The organism is Sandaracinobacteroides sayramensis, from assembly GCF_022014495.1.
GTDB classification, from domain to species: Bacteria; Pseudomonadota; Alphaproteobacteria; order Sphingomonadales; family Sphingomonadaceae; genus Sandaracinobacteroides; species Sandaracinobacteroides sayramense.
Genome location: NZ_JAKLSQ010000010.1, coordinates 216965 through 236690 on the forward strand (window position 1 = coordinate 216965; position 19726 = coordinate 236690).

Annotated in this window: 18 protein-coding genes and 1 other RNA gene; 10 read left to right on the forward strand and 9 right to left on the reverse strand. The window is 65.6% G+C overall.

Features of this window, described 5'->3' with window-relative positions:
• The first annotated feature begins 31 nt into the window (after nucleotides 1-31).
• The 9 genes from rpoC to L6Q21_RS09235 all read left to right on the forward strand — a co-directional run bounded on the left by rpoC (nucleotide 32) and on the right by L6Q21_RS09235 (nucleotide 11072).
• Nucleotides 32-4222 (forward strand): DNA-directed RNA polymerase subunit beta', encoded by a 4191-nt coding sequence (rpoC, locus tag L6Q21_RS09195; RefSeq protein ID WP_237830445.1) that lies wholly within the window; start codon nucleotides 32-34, stop codon nucleotides 4220-4222.
• A gap of 251 nt (nucleotides 4223-4473) precedes the next feature.
• Entirely contained in the window at nucleotides 4474-5277 is an 804-nt protein-coding gene (locus tag L6Q21_RS09200) for a PEPxxWA-CTERM sorting domain-containing protein (protein WP_237830446.1), read from the forward strand.
• A 90-nt stretch (nucleotides 5278-5367) separates the two neighbouring features.
• On the forward strand, nucleotides 5368-6567 hold the full coding sequence (locus L6Q21_RS09205; protein WP_237830447.1) for a glycosyltransferase family 4 protein: 1200 nt from the start codon (nucleotides 5368-5370) through the stop codon (nucleotides 6565-6567).
• A gap of 17 nt (nucleotides 6568-6584) precedes the next feature.
• Nucleotides 6585-6939: a transfer-messenger RNA gene (gene ssrA, locus L6Q21_RS09210) on the forward strand.
• Between the two features lie 203 nt (nucleotides 6940-7142).
• A complete protein-coding gene (locus tag L6Q21_RS09215) occupies nucleotides 7143-7622 on the forward strand; it encodes an SspB family protein (protein WP_237830448.1) in 480 nt (159 codons plus the stop codon).
• Nucleotide 7623: 1 nt separating this feature from the next.
• Complete coding sequence (gene fumC, locus L6Q21_RS09220) at nucleotides 7624-9000, forward strand: class II fumarate hydratase (RefSeq protein ID WP_237830449.1); 1377 nt, start codon at nucleotides 7624-7626, stop codon at nucleotides 8998-9000.
• Nucleotides 9001-9029: 29 nt separating this feature from the next.
• Complete coding sequence (gene gmk / locus L6Q21_RS09225; RefSeq protein WP_237830450.1) at nucleotides 9030-9638, forward strand: guanylate kinase; 609 nt, start codon at nucleotides 9030-9032, stop codon at nucleotides 9636-9638.
• 33 nt (nucleotides 9639-9671) lie between these two features.
• Nucleotides 9672-10151: a hypothetical protein gene (locus L6Q21_RS09230; protein WP_237830451.1), complete on the forward strand. Its 480-nt coding sequence runs from the start codon at nucleotides 9672-9674 to the stop codon at nucleotides 10149-10151.
• A gap of 180 nt (nucleotides 10152-10331) precedes the next feature.
• The gene (locus tag L6Q21_RS09235; RefSeq protein WP_237830452.1) at nucleotides 10332-11072 is read left to right on the forward strand and encodes a methyltransferase; all 741 of its coding nucleotides are present in this window, start codon (nucleotides 10332-10334) and stop codon (nucleotides 11070-11072) included.
• Between the two features lie 12 nt (nucleotides 11073-11084).
• Here L6Q21_RS09235 and L6Q21_RS09240 read toward each other — a convergent pair whose 3' ends face one another.
• From L6Q21_RS09240 to L6Q21_RS09280, 9 genes are all read right to left on the reverse strand, one after another.
• Nucleotides 11085-11357: an ATP synthase F1 subunit epsilon gene (locus tag L6Q21_RS09240; protein ID WP_237830453.1), complete on the reverse strand. Its 273-nt coding sequence runs from the start codon at nucleotides 11355-11357 to the stop codon at nucleotides 11085-11087.
• Nucleotides 11357-12823 carry a F0F1 ATP synthase subunit beta gene (gene atpD, locus L6Q21_RS09245; protein ID WP_237830454.1) on the reverse strand — a complete coding sequence of 489 codons (1467 nt, stop codon included), beginning with the start codon at nucleotides 12821-12823 and terminating at the stop codon, nucleotides 11357-11359. The genes L6Q21_RS09240 and atpD overlap by 1 nt, the downstream gene beginning before the upstream one ends.
• Nucleotides 12824-12841: 18 nt before the next feature.
• Nucleotides 12842-13720, reverse strand: a complete 879-nt coding sequence (locus L6Q21_RS09250) for a F0F1 ATP synthase subunit gamma (protein ID WP_237830455.1) — start codon at nucleotides 13718-13720, stop codon at nucleotides 12842-12844.
• Between the two features lies 1 nt (nucleotide 13721).
• Nucleotides 13722-14015 (reverse strand): putative quinol monooxygenase, encoded by a 294-nt coding sequence (locus tag L6Q21_RS09255; RefSeq protein WP_237830456.1) that lies wholly within the window; start codon nucleotides 14013-14015, stop codon nucleotides 13722-13724.
• Between the two features lie 11 nt (nucleotides 14016-14026).
• The gene (gene atpA / locus L6Q21_RS09260; RefSeq protein WP_237830457.1) at nucleotides 14027-15556 is read right to left on the reverse strand and encodes a F0F1 ATP synthase subunit alpha; all 1530 of its coding nucleotides are present in this window, start codon (nucleotides 15554-15556) and stop codon (nucleotides 14027-14029) included.
• 3 nt (nucleotides 15557-15559) lie between these two features.
• Entirely contained in the window at nucleotides 15560-16114 is a 555-nt protein-coding gene (locus L6Q21_RS09265) for a F0F1 ATP synthase subunit delta (protein WP_237830458.1), read from the reverse strand.
• Nucleotides 16115-16520: 406 nt separating this feature from the next.
• Nucleotides 16521-17096 (reverse strand): Smr/MutS family protein, encoded by a 576-nt coding sequence (locus tag L6Q21_RS09270; protein ID WP_237830459.1) that lies wholly within the window; start codon nucleotides 17094-17096, stop codon nucleotides 16521-16523.
• A complete protein-coding gene (gene mltA / locus L6Q21_RS09275) occupies nucleotides 17093-18244 on the reverse strand; it encodes a murein transglycosylase A (RefSeq protein WP_237830460.1) in 1152 nt (383 codons plus the stop codon). Before mltA ends, L6Q21_RS09270 begins: the two co-directional genes overlap by 4 nt.
• A complete protein-coding gene (locus tag L6Q21_RS09280; protein WP_237830461.1) occupies nucleotides 18241-18924 on the reverse strand; it encodes a Tim44/TimA family putative adaptor protein in 684 nt (227 codons plus the stop codon). The genes mltA and L6Q21_RS09280 overlap by 4 nt, the downstream gene beginning before the upstream one ends.
• A gap of 275 nt (nucleotides 18925-19199) precedes the next feature.
• Here L6Q21_RS09280 and secB point away from each other — a divergent pair, with 275 nt between their 5' ends.
• The gene (gene secB, locus L6Q21_RS09285; RefSeq protein WP_237830462.1) at nucleotides 19200-19706 is read left to right on the forward strand and encodes a protein-export chaperone SecB; all 507 of its coding nucleotides are present in this window, start codon (nucleotides 19200-19202) and stop codon (nucleotides 19704-19706) included.
• Nucleotides 19707-19726: the final 20 nt, after the last annotated feature.

Genomic DNA, 19726 nt, shown 5'->3' on the forward strand with positions numbered 1-19726 from the left:
TTATCGCCCCCGAAAGGGGGGAGGAGTTATTATGAACGAACTGGTTCCCAACGCCTTTTCGCCGGTCGCCAAGCCGGAAGTGTTCGATCAGATCCAGATCTCGATCGCCTCGCCGGACAAGATCCGCAGCTGGTCCTTCGGCGAGATCAAGAAGCCGGAGACGATCAACTACCGGACCTTCAAGCCCGAGCGCGACGGCCTGTTCTGCGCCCGCATCTTCGGCCCGATCAAGGACTATGAGTGCCTGTGCGGCAAGTACAAGCGCATGAAGTACAAGGGCATCGTCTGCGAGAAGTGCGGCGTTGAAGTCACCGTCTCCAAGGTCCGCCGCGAGCGGATGGGCCATATCGAGCTGGCGGCGCCGGTCGCCCACATCTGGTTCCTGAAGTCCCTGCCCAGCCGCATCGGCATGCTGCTGGACATGACGCTGAAGGATCTGGAGCGGGTTCTTTATTTCGAGAATTACATCGTTACCGAGCCTGGGATGACCCCGCTGAAGAAGTTCCAGCTTCTGAACGAGGACGAGTATCTCGAAGCGCAGGACCAATATGGCGAGGAGACCTTCCGCGCCGGGATCGGGGCCGAGGCCATCCGCGAACTGCTGATGGAGCTGGATCTCGCCACCGAGAAGGAAGAGCTTCTGGAAGAGCTGGCGACGACCAAGTCGGAGCTGAAGCCGAAGAAGATCATCAAGCGGCTGAAGATCGTCGAGAGCTTCCTGGAATCGGGCAACCGGCCGGAGTGGATGATCCTGACGGTGATCCCGGTGATCCCGCCGGAACTGCGCCCGCTGGTGCCGCTGGACGGCGGCCGCTTCGCGACTTCCGACCTGAACGACCTTTACCGCCGGGTGATCAACCGCAACAACCGCCTGAAGCGGCTGATCGAGCTGCGCGCGCCCGACATCATCGTGCGCAACGAAAAGCGCATGCTGCAGGAAGCGGTGGACGCGCTGTTCGACAACGGCCGGCGCGGCCGCACCATCACGGGGGCCAACAAGCGGCCGCTGAAGTCGCTTTCGGACATGCTGAAGGGCAAGCAGGGCCGCTTCCGGCAGAACCTGCTGGGCAAGCGCGTCGACTATTCCGGCCGTTCGGTCATCGTGACCGGGCCGGAACTGAAGCTGCACCAGTGCGGCCTGCCGAAGAAGATGGCGCTGGAGCTGTTCAAGCCGTTCATCTACGCCCGGCTGGACGCCAAGGGCCTGTCGATGACGCTGAAGCAGGCGAAGAAATATGTCGAGAAAGAGCGCAAGGAAGTCTGGGATATCCTGGACGAGGTGATCCGCGAGCATCCGGTGCTGCTGAACCGGGCGCCGACGCTGCACCGCCTTGGAATCCAGGCGTTCGAGCCGGTGCTGATCGAAGGCAAGGCGATCCAGCTTCATCCGCTGGTCTGCGCCGCCTTCAACGCCGACTTCGACGGCGACCAGATGGCCGTCCACGTGCCGCTTTCGCTGGAAGCGCAGCTGGAAGCGCGCGTGCTGATGATGTCCACCAACAACATCCTCAGCCCGTCGAACGGCAAGCCGATCATCGTGCCGTCGCAGGACATGGTGCTGGGCATCTACTATCTGTCGATGGAGCGGCAGGAGAAATTCCCGGAATATGTGGAGCTTCCCGACGGCAGCAAGCGCGAGAAGCTGCCGCTGTTCGCCGACATGTCGGAAGTGCATGCTGCGCTGAACGCCGGAGTCGTCTCGCTGCACACCCGCATCGAGGCGCGGGTGCCGCAGACGGACGAGGACGGGAAGACCCGCATCGCCCGATTCGTGACGACCGCGGGGCGCATGCTGATCGGCGAGTGCCTGCCGAAGAGCCACAAGGTGCCCTACGCGACGATTAACCGCCTTCTCACCAAGAAGGACATCGGCGACGTCATCGACGAAGTGTATCGCCACACCGGCCAGAAGGAGACGGTGCTGTTCGCCGACGCCATCATGGCGCTGGGCTTCCGCCACGCCTGCCAGGCCGGCATCTCCTTCGGCAAGGACGACATGGTGATCCCGGCCACCAAGGAGGCGCTGGTGGAGCGCACCCGCGACCAGGCCAAGGACTTCGAGCAGCAGTATCAGGACGGCCTGATCACCCAGGGCGAGAAGTACAACAAGGTCGTCGACGCCTGGGCGCGTTGCGGCGACGAAGTCGCCGCCGAGATGATGAAGGAAATCTCGGCGACGCCGATCGACAAGGAAAGCGGGCAGCAGCGCTCGATCAACTCCGTCTATATGATGGCGCATTCGGGCGCGCGGGGTTCGCAGACGCAGATGAAGCAGCTCGCCGGGATGCGCGGCCTGATGGCGAAGCCCTCGGGCGAGATCATCGAGACTCCGATCATCTCCAACTTCAAGGAGGGGCTGACCGTCCTTGAATATTTCAACTCCACGCACGGTGCCCGCAAGGGTCTGGCCGACACCGCACTGAAGACGGCGAACTCGGGTTACCTGACCCGCCGTCTGGTCGACGTGTCGCAGGATTGCGTGGTGCTGGAGGATGATTGCGAGACCTCGCGCGGCCTGCTGATGAAGGCGATCGTCGAGGGTGGCTCGGTCATCGTCACGCTGGGTGAGCGCATCCTCGGCCGCACGGTCTGCGACGATATCGTCGATCCGAAGACCGGCGACGTGCTGTTCGCCCGTGACTCGCTGCTGGACGAAAAGCATGTGAAGCTGATCGAGGACGCCGGCATCGCGGAAGTGAAGATCCGCTCGCCGCTGGTCTGCGAAGCGAAGCAGGGCGTCTGCGGCCGTTGCTATGGCCGCGATCTGGCGCGCGGCACTCCGGTCAACATCGGCGAGGCGGTCGGCGTGATCGCCGCCCAGTCGATCGGCGAGCCGGGCACGCAGCTGACGATGCGGACCTTCCACATCGGCGGCGCGGCGCAGGTGAGCGAGCAGTCCAGCCACGACGCGCCGGTCGAGGGTGTTGCGCAGTATCGCAACCTGCCGGTCATCAAGGACAGCCGCGGCCGCGTCATCGGCATGGCGCCGACGGGTGGCGAGATCGCCATCGTCGACGCCGAAGGCCGCGACCGTTCGCTGCACAAGATCGTGTTCGGCGCGATCCTGTCGGTGAAGGATGGGGAAAAGGTGGCGAAGGGCCAGCGGCTTGCCGAGTGGGATCCCTACACCCGCCCGATCATCACCGATAAGTCCGGTGTGGTGAAATATCAGGATCTGGTCGACGGCCAGACGCTGAAGGAGGAGGTCGACGACGCGACCGGCATCGCCAACAAGGTGGTGTCGGAGTGGAAGGCCTCGAAGGCGAAGGACGATCTGCGCCCGCGCATGACCCTGCTGGACGAGAACAGCGGCGAATCCGGCCGCTATCTGCTTCCGGTCGGCGCCATTCTCTCGGTGTCGGACGGGCAGCGGGTGGAAGCGGGCGATGTGCTGGCTCGGATGCCGCGCGAAGCCGCCAAGACGCGGGACATCACCGGCGGTCTGCCGCGAGTGGCCGAACTGTTCGAAGCGCGAATCCCGAAGGACAATGGCATCATCGCCAAGGTCGACGGGCGCATCGCCTTCGGCAAGGACTACAAGGCCAAGCGCCGCGTGGAACTGCATCCCGAGGACGGGTCGGAGCCGATCGTCTATCTTCTGCCCAAGGGCAAGCATATGTCCGTCCAGGAAGGCGACCTTGTGCGCAAGGGCGACTATATCGTCGACGGTCCGGCGAACCCGCACGACATTCTGGACGTGCTGGGCATCGAGAAGCTGGCCGAATATCTCTGCGCCGAAATCCAGGAAGTCTATCGACTGCAGGGCGTGAAGATCAACGACAAGCATATCGAAGTGATCGTGCGCCAGATGCTGCAGAAGGTGGAGATCACCGACGATGGCGACACCACGCTGCTGAAGGGCGAGCAGGTCGATCGCGAGGAGATGGACGAAGCCAACGCCAAGGCCATCGCCGAGGGCAAGCGCCCGGCGGAAGGCAAGCCGGTGCTGCTGGGCATCACCAAGGCCAGCCTGCAGACGCGCAGTTTCATCTCGGCCGCCTCGTTCCAGGAAACGACGCGGGTGCTGACGGAAGCGGCCGTCCAGGGCAAGGCGGACACGCTGCTGGGCCTGAAGGAGAATGTGATCGTGGGCCGCCTGATCCCGGCGGGGACGGGCGCGGCGCTCGGCCGGATGCGGGTGACCGCCAACAGCCGCGATGCCGCGCTGCGCGCGCAGCAGGCGGCGCTGGCGGCGGCGACGGATACGACCGCCGACGCCTGAGCTGACGACGCTCGTCAATTGGCGGACGTCAATCTGAAAATGGCCCTGGGAGGCTTTGGCCTCCCAGGGCCATTTTGCGCCTATCTGAAGAAATCTTCAGCGACAGTGTCGGTTTTTTTTACATCCCTGAGGGTTTCGGGTAAGGTGCGATCTCATAAGGGCGTATGGAATAATGGAATATTTTCATTCGTCTCTCTTGGTATATAATTTGCATGCCTCCTGCTGCTGATTTCGGCCAATAGGAGGATCAAATGAAAAAGCTGTTTTTCGCATCTGCGTGCGTACTGGCGTTCACCGCAGGCACTGCCGCCAATGCGGGGAATATCCTCATCATCAACGGTTCCGCCGGCACGTCGGAGCCTGGCACGACCTCCTCCATTACCACGCAATTGCAGACGCTGCATGAGGCCGTTGGCAATGTGGTCGCCATTTCGAGCGGCATTCCCGCCGATTTCGCCAGCTACGACCAGGTCTGGGATATTCGCTTCTCGAACGTGTTCGCGCTGAGCGCCCAGGAGCAGGCTGGCTATGTCAGCTATCTGGCTGGCGGCGGCGGCATGTTCGTCATGGGCGAGAATTCCAGCTTCATGAGCCGCAACAACAGCGTGCTTTCGCTGATCAACCTGGCTGGTGGCGGGGCGCTGGGCTTTGTCACGCCGTCCTCGACGCAAACCGTCGTTGCGCCGTTCACCGGCCCCAACGCCGTCGATTCCATTGCCTATTCGGCTCCGGGTGGGGTGAATTCGACCGGCACCGGCGACTGGATCACAACGGACGGCACCAACGGGACTGGCGTTGCCTGGGGCAAGGGCGACCTCGCCAACGCCCAGCTCGGCGCCTTGACGGTGATCTTCGATGTGAACTTCATGATGACGACGGCGAACTTCGCCAGCGTGCAGCTGACGAAGAATCTGATCGGATTCATCGAAGGCGAAGTGAATCCGCCGACGCCGGGCATTCCCGAACCCGCCACCTGGGCGATGCTGATCGCCGGCTTCGGCCTGGTGGGCACGGCCATGCGCCGGCGGCGGACGTTCGCGCAGATCGAAGCCTGAAGCGGACCGGCTTGAAAAGAAGGGGGCTGGCGCGCCTGCGCCAGCCCCTTTTCCTTTATCGTGCCACAATGCGCCACTAGAGGCAGCGCCATGGATAATCTCATCGGTGCGACCGATACCGGCGAGTTCGCCCGCTCCACGGCCGCCGCAGCCCGGACTCCCCTGCGGATCGCATTGTTTTCCGGCAACTATAATTATGTGAAGGATGGCGCGAACCAGGCGCTCAACCGCCTTGTCGGGCGGATGCTGGAGCGCGGCGTCGAGCCGCGCGTCTATTCGCCGGTGGTCGACGTGCCCGCCTTCGAGGCGACGGGCACGCTGATCGGCGTGCCTTCCGTGCCGATTCCGGGGCGCGGGGAGTATCGGGTGGCCTTGGGGCTGCCGCGCGCCGTGAAGGCCGATCTGGAGGATTTCCAGCCCGATATCGTGCATCTTTCCGCACCGGACTGGCTGGGCCATGACGCCAAGAAATGGGGGCAGGGGCAGGGGCTGCCGGTGGTCGCCTCGGTGCACACCCGGTTCGAGACCTATTTCGACTATTACAAGATGGGCTTCATCCGCCGCGGCGTGGAGCGCCTGCTGAAAAGCTTCTATGGCGATCTGACGGAGATCTACGCACCGTCCGACAGCATGGCCGATGTGCTGCGGCGCGAGGGCTATTCGGAAAAGGTGCGGATATGGAGCAGGGGGGTGGACCGCCACATCTTCAACCCGGACGCGCGCGACCTTGAATGGCGGGCCGGCCTGGGCATCGACCCCGGAACGCCGGTGATCGGCTTCGTCGGCCGGCTGGTGCTGGAAAAGGGTCTGGATATCGTGGCCGCCACGGTCGCCGAACTGCGGCGGCGCCAGGTGCCGCACCGGCTGCTGGTGGTGGGGAATGGGCCGGCGCGCGCCGAGTTCGAGGCGCAGGTGCCCGATGCCGCCTTCGCCGGCTTCCTGACCGGGGCCGAGCTAGGCCGCGCCTATGCGAGCTTCGACATGTTCCTGAATCCCAGCGTGACGGAAACCTTCGGCAATGTGACGCTGGAGGCCATGGCCTGTGCGGTGCCGCCGGTGGCCGCCGCCGCCACAGGCGCGAGTTCGCTGGTGGCGGATGGGATTTCCGGCCGGCTGGTGGTCCCCGGCGACGTGCAGGGGTTCGCCGATGCGCTGGAGGCCTATGTGCGCGATCCGGCGCTGCGCGCAGCGCATGGGGCCGAAAGCGCGGCTCGGGCGAAAGCCTATGACTGGAACGCCATCAACGACAAGGTGATCGACCGCTATTTCACCCTGACCGGGCGCGGCTGAGGCGAAGGGCGGGAAGGGGACTTCAATTTCCAGCCTCCCGCGCTTATATTCGCTTTGCCGGCCTCGGCCGGAGATGGCGATGAACGATGCCGATCTAGTAGGTACAGCGGACCCGGGGGCAGTACCCGGCGGCTCCACCAAAAGCCCCGTTCCAGTTCTGGCGCGGGGCCTCTGACGGGGCCGAACCAGGATAGACGTGTGCGGAACGACGGTATTTTTGCCCGGCCTGATTAAGCCGTTAAACTGCTCAAAACCTACAAATGCCAACGACAACGAGGCATTTGCGATTGCTGCGTAACCTGTTGGCCTAACGGCCTTGGTTATCAAGCTTGAGCAGGGTTCGGGCCGAACCCGGTAACAGAATCGGATTCCAGCGGCTTGCAGGCGCGCCGGGCAACAGAAGCGTCTGTATTTTCTGCCTTTGAAACGCCGGGCTTCGCCCATCCGGCCGCCCATCTGCCTGCGGGGGCGATGGCCTTTCTCCACCCGGCTTTTGCGGATTCCTGGGCAAGCTGCACTTGACGCCTCAACGGCTTGGGGCCACTTGAGGGCAACCAGCGAAAGCCGTGAGGGACATGACCGAGCCGCCCGAATCCCATGAGCCGCCCGACAGCCTCATCCCCTATGATGAGATCGTGCAGGACTGCCTGCGCGGTGTCGTGCGGCGTGTGCTGGGCGATGTGGCGGCGAGCGGAGGGCTTCCCGGCGGGCACCATTTCTTCATCGCCTTCCGCACCCGTTATCCGGGTGTCGACATGCCCAAGCATCTGCTGGAACGCTATCCCGAGGAGATGACGGTGGTGCTGCAGCACCGCTACTGGGATCTGGCGGTGCTGGACGAGCATTTCGAAGTGGGGCTGACCTTCAACCAGGTGCCGGCCAAGCTTTCCATTCCCTATAAGGCGATTTCCGGCTTCGTAGATCCGGCGGTGAATTTCGCGCTGCAATTCGCCGTGAACATGCCGGAACCCGAACCTGAACCGGATGAGGAACCCGCGGTGTCGGGCGAGCCCGGCTCCAATGTCGTGAGTTTCGACTTCAAGCGAAAGAAATAGGATGCGGATCGAAACCGACAGCCTCGGGCCAGTGGAAGTGCCGGACGAGGCCTATTGGGGCGCGCAGACCCAGCGCTCGATCGAGAATTTCCCCTTCGGCGCCACCGAGCGCCTGCCGATCGGCATCGTGCATGCGCTGGCGCTGGTGAAGCAGGCGGCTTCGCGGGTGAACCGCCGGCATGGGCTGGAGGCGGAACTGGCGGACGCCATCGAGGCCACGGCGGCGGAAGTGGCGGCCGGCAAGCTGGACGAGCAGTTCCCGCTGGTGATCTGGCAGACCGGCTCCGGCACGCAGAGCAACATGAATGTGAACGAGGTGATCGCCGGCCGCGCCAATGAGCTGCTGACCGGCCAGCGCGGCGGCAAGAGCCCGGTTCACCCGAACGACCATGTGAACCGCGGGCAAAGCTCCAACGACAGCTTCCCGACGGCCCTGCATGTGGCGACGGTGCTGTCTGCGCGGCAGCGGCTGCTGCCGGCGCTGGAGCGGCTGGAAAACGCGCTGCTCGCCAAGGCGGAGGCCTGGGCGGACATCGTGAAGATCGGCCGCACGCATCTTCAGGACGCTACGCCGCTGACGCTGGGGCAGGAATTTTCCGGCTATGTGGCGCAATTGAAGCTGGCGCGCGTTCGCACGGAACCGCTGATAGAGCATGCGCTGAGCAAACTCGCGCAGGGCGGCACGGCGGTCGGCACGGGCCTGAATGCACCGGAAGGCTTTGCCGAGGCTTTCGCGGCGGAAATCAGCGAGTTGACGGGCGTGGCTTTCGAGACCGCGCCCAACAAGTTCGAGGCTTTGGCCAGCAACGACACGCTGGTCGATTTCTCCGGCCGGCTGAACAGCCTGGCGGTGGCGCTGACGAAGATCGCCAATGACATCCGCCTGCTGGGCTCCGGTCCGCGCTCCGGCCTCGGCGAGCTGGACCTGCCGGCGAACGAGCCGGGAAGCTCGATCATGCCGGGCAAGGTGAACCCCACCCAGTGCGAGATGCTGACCATGGTGGCCGCGCAGGTGATCGGCAACCATCTGGCGGTGACGGCCGGCGGGCTTCAGGGGCATCTGGAACTGAATGTGTTCAAGCCGCTGATCGGGGCGAATGTGCTGCGCTCCATCCATCTGCTGGCGACCGGCATGGAAAGCTTCGCCGAGCGCTGCGTCGACGGGCTGGAGCCGAACCGCGCGCGCATCGCCGAACTGGTCGAGCGTTCGCTGATGCTGGTGACGGCGCTGGCGCCGGAGATCGGCTATGACAAGGCGGCGGAAATCGCCAAGCTGGCGCACAAGGACGGAACGACATTGCTTGAGGCGGGCCTGAAGCTTGGCCATGTGACCGAGGCGCAGTTCCGCGCCGCAGTCCGCCCGGAGACGATGACTTGAGTGCACCTGCCAAAGGCCGCCGTGGCCTGATGCTCGTTCTTTCCAGCCCGTCCGGCGCTGGCAAATCCACGATGGCGAAACGGTTGCTGGCGACCGATCCGCAGATCTCGCTTTCGGTTTCCGCCACCACCCGTAAGGCGCGCGTGGGCGAGATCGACGGCCAGGATTATCATTTCGTCGATCAGGACCGCTTCGACCATATGGTGAAGACCGGCCAGTTCCTGGAATGGGCGACGGTGTTCAGCAATCGCTATGGCACGCCGCGCGAACCGGTGGAGCAGGCGCTGGCCGAAGGGCGGGATATCCTGTTCGACATCGACTGGCAGGGCACGCAGCAATTGCGCCAGAGCCAGTCGGGGGGCGATCTGGTTTCCATCTTCCTGCTGCCGCCCAGCCTAGACGAGCTGGAGTCGCGCCTGCGTTCCCGCGCGGCGGACAGCGAGGAAATCATCACCCAGCGCATGAGCCGCGCCGCGGACGAGATCAGCCACTGGGCCGAATATGATTATGTGCTGGTGAACGACGATCCGGGGCAGTGTCTGCACGAGATTCGCAGCATTTTGACGTCGGAGCGCTTGCGCCGGGAACGCCAGAAGGGCCTCGCGGGCTTTGTGCGGGAGTTGCTGGCGGGAGAGTGATCCAGGGCGATTTCGCCCGGAAGGAGAGGAACGATGCGCGCATCCGGACTTGGGCTTGGGCTGATGATCGGGCTTCTGGCTGCAACGCCGGGTGCGGCGCAATCGGCCGAGGATGTCGGCAAGACCGCCGAGAAGATCGTCACGAAACCGCTGAAAGATGCCAATCTGGTGAAGGAGGATATCCCGCCGGTTCTGCAATCGGCGGCATCGGCCCCCTATTCGCTGGCCGGCCTCAAGGGCTGCCAGCAGTTCGCGGGTGAGATTTCGAGGCTGACCGCCGTTCTTGGCCCGGATGTGGACAAGGCAAAGCCCAAATCGGGCCAGTCCGCCGGCGACATGCTGCTCGGCAGCCTGGAAAAGACCGCCTCCAGCCTGGTGCCCGGCAGCGGGATCGTGCGGAAGGTTTCCGGGGCGGAAGCCCATGAAAAGAAGGTGAAAGCCGCGGTCTACGCGGGCTGGCTGCGGCGCGCTTTCCTGAAAGGCACGGCACAGGCGCAAGGTTGCCGGATCTGAAGCGGAACTGGCGCCAGATTCGCGGCACAAGGGCATCTGTGAGATGCCGGTCGAAGAACTGGCATGCTGCCACGGACTATATATGTTCGGAGGTTGGGCCATATGGCTGAAAGACGCAGGTCTTGCGGACAAATGCTGGCCGCCGGCGCATGGAATGCCGGTGGAATGGCTTGCGCCACGATGGCGGCGCTTCTTCTGCTGGCGGGGACCGCGCAGGCCGAAGATGGCGGCGCTGAAGCCGCGATTGCGGCCGCCCTTGCTGCACCCGATCGCCCCGAACGGCAGCGCGCAGCCGACGCGGAGCGCAAGCCAGCCGCGATTCTGGCGATGTTCAAGCTGGCGCCGGGCCAGCGCGTGCTCGATGTCGTGGCGGGGCAGGGTTATTATACGCGCTTGCTGGCTGGCCCGGTCGGCCCGAAAGGCCGGGTGTTCGCCCATTCGACCGAGGGGCTGATCGCGGTGGACAAGCTGCAGCCCGAATGGGATCGGCTGCTGGCTTCGCATCCCAATGTGGAATTGCTGATTGGCGTGCCGGGGCTGGTGAAGTTGCCGGAGCGGCTGGACAGGGTGCTGTTCCACCTGACCTTTCATGATCTCTGGTGGGAAAGCGAGGCGTATCGCATTCCGCGCATGAACCCTTCGGGCTTTCTGCAGGAATTGAAAGCGGCGATGGTGCCGGGCGGGCTGCTGTTGGTGGTGGATCATGCCGCCAGCCCCGGCGCGGAGCCGCGCGCGGAAACCATGGCGCGGCATCGGATCGACCCGGCCGTGGTGAAGGCCGAAATGGCGAAGGCCGGATTCACGCTGGAAGCGGAATCCGGCCTTCTCGCCAATCCGGCCGACGACCGGACGAAGCTGGTCTATGACCCGGCGATCCGGGGAAAGACGGATCGCTTCACCCTGCTGTTCCGCAGCGATTGAGCGCGCCGCCGCTCAGTGCGCGGTGACCGGCTCCAGCTTCTCGGCCAGGATGGTGAGGCCCTTTTCCGACACTTCCGCGAATCCGCCTTCGATGCGGATCCGCTCGGGCGTGGCGCCGGCTGAGGCATAGATGGCGATTTCGCCGGGGCGGATAGTGCTCATCATCGGCGCATGGCCGGCGAGGACGCCGAAATCCCCCTCGGCGCCGGGCACCACCACCATATGCACCGGGCCGGAGCGGACGAGCCGCTCCGGCGAGACCAGTTCGAAGTGCAGGTCGGCCATTATGCCGCTTCCGCGGCCAGGCGTTGGGCCTTTTCGACCGCCTGCTCGATGGTGCCGACCATGTAGAAGGCGGCTTCGGGCAGATGGTCATATTCGCCGGCGACGATGGCCTTGAAGCCCTTGATGGTGTCGGCGAGCTGCACGAACACGCCGGGCTGGCCGGTGAAGACTTCGGCGACGTGGAACGGCTGCGACAGGAAGCGCTGGATCTTGCGCGCCCGGGCGACCGTCAGCTTATCCTCTTCGGAAAGCTCGTCCATGCCGAGGATGGCGATGATGTCCTGCAGCGACTTGTACTTCTGGAGAACCTGCTGCACGGCGCGCGCCGTCTCATAATGCTCCTGGCCGACGATGCGCGGCTCCAGCACGCGGCTGGTGGAGTCGAGCGGGTCCACGGCCGGGTAGATGCCGAGTTCGGCGATCTGGCGGCTGAGCGTCGTCGTCGCGTCGAGGTGGGCAAAGGAGGTGGCGGGCGCCGGGTCGGTCAAGTCGTCGGCGGGCACGTAGATGGCCTGCACCGAGGTGATCGAGCCCTTGGTGGTGGAGGTGATGCGCTCCTGCAGGGCGCCCATGTCGGTGGCGAGCGTCGGCTGATAGCCCACGGCCGAGGGGATGCGGCCGAGAAGGGCGGACACTTCGGAACCGGCCTGGGTGAAGCGGAAGATGTTGTCCACGAAGAACAGCACGTCCTGGCCTTCGACGTCGCGGAAATATTCGGCGATCGTCAGGCCCGAGAGGGCGACGCGGGCCCGCGCGCCCGGCGGTTCGTTCATCTGGCCGAAAACCAGGGCGACCTTGGAGCCTTCCGAAGTCGGGTTGCCGTCGGCGTCCTTGGCGATGACGCCGGCGTCGAGGAACTCGTGATAGAGGTCATTGCCTTCGCGGGTGCGTTCGCCGACGCCGGCGAACACCGAATAGCCGCCATGGCCCTTGGCGATGTTGTTGATGAGTTCCTGGATCAGCACGGTCTTGCCGACGCCGGCGCCGCCGAACAGGCCGATCTTGCCGCCCTTGGCGTAAGGGGCGATCAGGTCGACGACCTTGATTCCGGTGACGAGGATCGACGCTTCCGTCGACTGGTCGGTGAATTCCGGGGCGGCGGCGTGGATCGGCGCCGTCTGCGTGGTGCCGACCGGGCCGCGCTCGTCGATCGGCTCGCCGATGACGTTCAGGATGCGGCCGAGCGTCGCCGGGCCGACGGGCACGCGGATCTGCGAGCCGGTGTCGGCGACTTCCTGGCCGCGCACGAGGCCGTCGGTCGAGTCCATGGCGATGGTGCGGACGCTGGATTCGCCGAGGTGCTGCGCCACTTCGAGCACGAGGCGGCGGCCTTCGACCTGGGTTTCGAGCGCCGTCAGGATCTCGGGCAGGTTTTCCTCGAACGTCACGTCGACGACGGCGCCGATGACCTGCGTGATGCGGCCGACATTGTTGCTGCTGGTGGTGGAAGCGGGTCGCTTGGCCATTTTATCCTGTCCCGTCGGTTAGAGCGCTTCGGCGCCCGAAATGATTTCGATGAGCTCTTTGGTGATCGCGGCCTGGCGGCTGCGGTTAAACTCGATCGTCAGCTTCTTGATGAGGTCGCCGGCGTTGCGCGTGGCATTGTCCATGGCGGTCATCGAGGCGCCCTGTTCGCCGGCCACATTCTCCAGCAGCCCCTTGAAGATCTGGATCTTCACGTTGCGCGGCAGAAGCTCGGCCAGGATCGCTTCCTCGTCGGGCTCATATTCCACCACCGCGCCGCCGACTGTCGCGGCGGAATCGGCGGGGATGGCGACGGGGATGATCTGCTGCGCCGTCGGCTCCTGCAGGAGAGCCGAGCGGAACTTCGAGTAGAAGAGGGTGGCGACATCGAATTCGCCCGCCTCGTAGAGGGCGAAGACCTTGCCGGCGATCTCGTCCGCCTGCGCGAAGCCGATCGAGCGGAAGACGCTGGTGTCGAAATAGTCGATCACCAGCTTGCCATATTGGCGGATCAGGCCGGAGCGGGCCTTGCGCCCCACCAGCAGCATCTTCACCGTCTTGCCTTGCGCCAGCAGCGCTTCGGCATGGTTGCGGGCGGCCTTGACGATGTTGGTGTTGAACGCGCCGGCGAGGCCACGGTCAGCCGCCATCACCACCAGCAGATGCACCTGATCCCGGCCGGAGCCGGACAGCAGGCGCGGCGCGGTGCTGCTGCCGCCGACCTTGGTGGCGAGGCTTGCGACCACGCCTTCCAGCCGTTCGGCGTAGGGCCGCGCGGCTTCGGCCGCCGCCTGCGCCCGGCGCAGCTTCGCGGCGGCCACCATCTGCTTGGCCTTGGTGATCTTCTGGGTCGATTTGACCGAGACGATCCTGAGCTTCAGCTCCTTGAGCGTTGCCATGTCAGTTCAATCCGTTCGCCAGTTCCGTCAACCGCACCGGCTGGGCAAGCCAGTCCTCGTAGGCGCGAAATACGTCGCGCGTATAGGGTTGGGCATGGTGGAAGTCGAACGCCGCCTGGTCGGCCCATCGTTCATAGATGAAGATGCGCGGAGAACCGTCAGCGGCGGGGTGGGGGTCGAACCGCTCGCATCCGGTTTCGGCGCGGGTGGCCTGCACGATAGCGCCGACGGCCCGGCAGGCCGAATCGAAGCAATCCGGCTTCAGCACCACTTCCGCGAGATAGGCTAGGGCCATCCGCCGTCCCCTCAGGCGAAGGTCTTGGCGAAGACGCCGATGGCATCCTTCAGCGCAGCCGCTGTGTCGTTGCCCAGATCCTTCGTGTCGCGGATCGTCGACAGGATCTCGGGCCTGGTGCCCTTCAGATAGTCGATGAGGCCGGATTCGAAGCGGCCGACGTCCTTCACCGGCAGGCCGTCGAGGAAGCCGTTCACGCCGGCGTAGATCGACACCACCTGCTCTTCGAAGGGAAGCGGGCTGAACTGCGGCTGCTTCAGCAGCTCCGTCAGGCGGGCGCCGCGATTCAGCAGCTTCTGCGTGGAAGCGTCGAGGTCGGAGCCGAACTGGGCGAAGGCCGCCATCTCGCGATACTGTGCCAGTTCCAGCTTGATGGAGCCGGCCACCTTCTTCATCGCCTTCGTCTGCGCGGCGGAACCGACGCGGCTGACCGAGAGGCCGACGTTGATGGCGGGGCGGATGCCCTGATAGAAAAGGTTGGATTCCAGGAAGATCTGGCCGTCGGTGATGGAGATCACGTTGGTCGGGATATAGGCCGACACGTCGCCGCCCTGGGTTTCGATGACGGGAAGGGCGGTCAGCGAGCCATTGCCATTCTCGTCGTTCATCTTCGCCGCGCGCTCCAGCAGGCGGCTGTGCAGGTAGAAGACGTCTCCGGGATAGGCTTCGCGGCCCGGCGGACGGCGCAGCAGCAGCGACATCTGGCGATAGGCGACGGCCTGCTTCGAAAGATCGTCGTAGACGATGACGGCGTGCATGCCGTTGTCGCGGAAGAATTCGCCCATCGTCACGCCGGTGTAGGGCGCGAGATATTGCAGCGGCGCGGGTTCCGACGCGGTCGCGGCGACCACGATCGAATATTCCATCGCGCCATTTTCTTCCAGCGCGCGGACGATCTGGGCGACCGTCGAGCGCTTCTGGCCGACGGCGACATAGATGCAGTAAAGCTTCTTCGACTCGTCGTCGCCCTTGTTGGCTTCGCGCTGGTTGATGAAGGTGTCGAGGGCGACGGCGGTCTTGCCGGTCTGGCGGTCGCCGATGATGAGCTCGCGCTGGCCACGGCCGACGGGCACCAGCGCGTCGAGCGCCTTCAGGCCGGTCTGCACCGGCTCGTGCACCGACTTCCTCGGGATGATGCCCGGCGCCTTCACTTCGACGCGGCGGCGCTCGGTGGCGACGATCGGGCCCTTGCCGTCGATCGGGTTGCCCAGCGCGTCGACGACGCGGCCGAGAAGGCCCTTGCCGACCGGCACGTCGACGATGGTGCCGGTGCGCTTGACGGTGTCGCCTTCCTTGATGGCGCTGTCGGAGCCGAAGATCACGACGCCGACGTTATCGGCTTCGAGGTTCAGCGCCATGCCCTTGATGCCGCCGGGGAATTCGACCATTTCGCCGGCCTGCACCTTGTCGAGGCCATGGACGCGGGCGATGCCGTCGCCGACCGACAGCACCTGGCCGACTTCCGAGACTTCCGCCTCGGTGCCGAAGCTGGCGATCTGGTCGCGGATGACGCGGGAGATTTCCGCGGCGCGGATGTCCATCTCTTACTGGCCTTTCATGTGCTGACCCAGCCGTTCGAGGCGGGTCTTGATGCTGCTGTCGATCTGTTCGGAACCGATGCGGACGATGAGGCCGCCGAGCAGGCTCGGGTCGACCTGCACGTCGACGGCGACGGCCTGGCCGGTGCGGGCCTTGAGCTTGGCTTCCAGCGCCTTCTTCTGCGCGGCCGTCAGCTTGTGGGCGCTGACGACTTCCGCCGTCGCCGTGCCCTTGTGGGCGTTCAGCATGACGGTGAACTGGGAAATGATGCCCGAAAGGGCGCCCAGCCGGCCATTCTGCGCCAGCACGCCGAGGAAGCGGGTGGTGAGGTCGGAGAGGCCGAGCGAAGCGGCGAGCGCGGCGGCGGCCTTGCCGGCATCGCCGCGGCTGATGGCGGGGCTGGTGGTGAGGTTCCTGAGGTCGGCCGATTCGGCGAGCGCGCCCTTCAGCGTCTCAAGGTCCGCGGCGGTGGCGTCGAGGGCCTTGCCGGTTTCGGCAAGGTCGAACAGGGCGGCTGCATAGCGCCCCGGCAAACCCGCTGCCGCCACGGAAACGCGCATGTTCGTCAAATCCACACGAACCTCATCGATTCTGGCCGCTTGGCCCCTCCACAGCTTGCAAACGATAGGCTTGCCAGTGGAAGGATTGCGGCAGGTCTCAGCATGCCGGCGCAGGCGCCATCCAGAATAAGCGCCCCGCGATGCAACAATGTTGCAACGGGACTGCCATAGACCGCCCCGCCGATTGGCGCGGGCCGTAGCATGGGGGGCAAGCCGGTGCAAGCTGAACGCCGCCTTGCCGGAGAAAGCAACTGGCGCGCGTGCCGCTTCCCTGGCGCGGGGTGCAAATGGGCTTGGGCTTCAAGGCGTTGCCCCTTCGGCGCCATCTTCGGGATCGGCGGTGAGGTGGATGCAACATGCATGACACATATGCCCCTGAAGCATGGGCATGGCAGAGGTGCTGGGCTCAGCTTCGACGGCGCTTCAGGATGATATAGGCCGCGCCCGCTCCGCCATGCCGGGGGTGGGCGCGGCGGACGGCCGCGATGCGGCTGGAAAGCTCCGCCTCGCCCAGCCAGCGCGGAAGGTCGGCGCGGATGGCGCCGCGCGTGGGCCGGCCTTCCATCAGGTCGGCGGGGGAGGGGCCGGGCATCTGCCCCTTGCCGGTGATAACCAGCAGCGTGCGCAAGCCGCGCGCCTCGGCATCGAGGACGCGGCGGTAGAGGATGTGGCGGGCCTGCTCGCGGCTGAGGCCGTGGAGATCGATCACCAGATCGGGGTGCAGACGGCCGCTCGCCAGCCGCCGGTCCCAGCCGCCGTCCAGGCTCTCGGCATGGGCTGCTGGCGTGCGGGGGTTTGGACCGATTGCCGGCGCGGGAGGGGCGCGTTTCGGCCCGGCGTCTCGTCTTGGCGGCGGAGCGGGTGCCGGCTTGCTTTCCGGTGCGGCCTCGGCGGCTTGCCGGCGCGCCGGATGCAGGGGGTGCACCGTTTCCGCCACGCGCGCCCAGAGTTCCTGCTCTTCGGCGCTGAGGCGCCGGCTCATGGCGCGAGCCGGTCCGCCGCGGCTTTGGGAAGGAGAAGGACGGCGTCGACCGGTGCCGCCAGCGCGCCGGCCTTGCGGGCGGCCGCTTCGCCGCCGCCGAAGAAGATGTCGAATCGATTCGCGCCCTTGATGGCACCGCCGGTGTCCGAGGCGATGGCGAGACGCCGGAAGGGCTGGCCTTCCACCTGTGTTTCGATCCAGACGGGGGCGCCCAGGGGAAGGGTGGCCGGATCGGCCGCGACATTCGCTTCCGGAAGCAGCGGCACGCCGAGCGAGCCGATCGGGCCGTCGATATTGTCGGGCTGGCGGCGCATGAAGATGTAGCTGGGGTTCTCCCGCATCAGCGCCGCGCCTTCGGCCCGGTTGGCGCGAATCCAGCCCTTGATCTCGGCCATGCCCGGCTTTTCGAAGATGCCCCGGTCCTTCAGCAGCCGGCCGATGGCGACATAGTTGTGACCATTCTGCCCGGCGTAGCCGATTCGCACGATCTCCCCGTCCGGCATGCGCAGGCGGCCGGAGCCCTGGATCTGCAGGAAGAAATAGTCGACCGCATCGGCCGCCCAGGCCAGTTCCAGCTTGCGGTTGGCGAAGGCGCCGGCCTCGATGGCGGCGCGGTCCGGCGCGCGGACGATGCGGTTGTCGCGCACCAGGCCGCGAAGGGTGCCGCCTTCGATGTTCCAGTCCTTCAGGTTCAGGTCCACCAGTTCGGGCGGGCGGGCCAGAACGGGAACCGCGCCCGGGGCCGGCGCGCGCAGGCCGGCGATCTCAGGCTCGAAATAGCCGGTGGCCAGGCCCTTTCCGTCCGCCAGCCGCACGGCTGCGAAGTGGCGCAGGAAGAAGGCGGCGGGATCGCCGCTCCTGTCCTCGCAGGCGGCCTTCCAGTCCTCGGGGCGGGTCAGGCCGGACTGGTCCACGCGTTTCAGCAGGCGCGGACAGGCACGGCGGAAAGCGGTGAGCGCCTCGGGCGAAGCATGGAAGCCTGCGATGGCCGGCGCGCGCTGCGCCTGTGGCCTGACCGCCTCCGCGGGTTTCGGCGCCTCGGTCAAGACTGGGCTGGAGGCTGGCGCGGGCGGCGGGACTTTCTGCGCGCAGCCCGCCAGCAGCAGGATGGCGAGTGCGGGCAGCCAGCGGACGGGCCGGCGGATCACTCTTCTTCGTCGGTGGCGATCAGCAGCCAGGACGGGTCGTTCGAGCCGACATGGTGGCTGAACGTCCAGAGGTCGTGGGTCTCGACCGAGCTTGCCGGGTCGCCGGCGATGACACGGCCTTCCGCGTCGCGGGTGACGGAGACGATCTCGGCGTCGAAGCGGACGGTGACCTCGGCCATGGAGCCGTTCATATGGGCACCGACGATTTGCGCCCGATCCACATGGATCAGGCGGTTCTCGACACGCTCGCCCGCCGTCTTGCGGGCGTCGAGCGCGGCGCGGAAGTTCAGCAGCATCTCGTCGGAGACGAGCTCGGCAAGCGCTGCCTCGTCTCCTTTCCAGAAGGCTTCCAGCACCATCGCATAGGCACCTTGCGCACCGGCGAGGAAACGCTCGGCCACGAAGCCGCGATCGGCGCGCAATATGTCTTCGAGACCGGGGCGGACTTCGGGGGCGATGTCGGCCGGCACGTCCAGGCTGACGGGCGCTTCGACTTCCTTGCGGGCGTTCTTGTTCGGGCGGCCGAGATCGGCACCTGCCGGGCGGAAGGCGTCCGCCACCGGCTTTTCGCTGCTGCTGTTCTCATGCCCGGTGCGGCGGCCCAGCACATGGTAGAGCCTGAGGCCGATGAAGCCCGCAAGCATCGCCAGGAAGAAAATCTCGAACCAACCGCTCTGCATTTCGAAGCTGCCTTCAGAATCCGGATTCGTTTCACCCCCCGGATAACATCATCCAATATATCTCCGACACTGATTTACGGGCGCATGGGGGCAAGATGCAACCGGACAATGTGAATTATCCTTGGAGATAGGGTCTGTCGGGGCAATGGCAAGGCCGGCTGCCGGCCGCGGGCCTGCGCAAGGTCGCTTGCAGGGGCGGGCCGGCGCTGCTAGCCGCTGCCGCTGAACCGGGCCTATGGGGACGAGCCCCTTCGCCAAAGCATGAGAGCATGTGAATGACCGAGATCACCCCCGAAGCCGCCGAAGCGCTCGCCAATGGCGCCGATCTGGCGCCGCAGGCCGGAATCCTGGCGCAATATGTGAAGGATCTGTCGTTCGAAAATCCGAACGCGCCCGGCTCGCTGCAGATGCAGGGGCAGCCGAAGATCGAGATCAACGTGAATGTGAACGCCCGCGCCGGCGGGCAGGACATGTATGAGGTGGAGCTGAAGATCGAGGCTTCCGCCCGCGCGCCGGATGCCGGCACGCTCGCCTTCCAGGTGGAACTGCTCTACGCGGGCCTCTTCCGCCTGACCGGCGCGCCGCAGGAAGCGGTGGAGCCCTTCCTGATCGTGGAAGCGCCGCGCATCCTCTTCCCCTTCGCCCGTCGGGTGATCGCCGACGCCGTGCGCGATGGCGGCTTCCCGCCGCTGATGCTGGAGCCGATCGACTTCGGCGGCCTCTATCTGCAGCAGCTCGAAGCCCGTGGCGGCGCCGGCGTGCAGCCCGTGGGCAACGCCTGAACCACCGGCCGGGTCAGCCC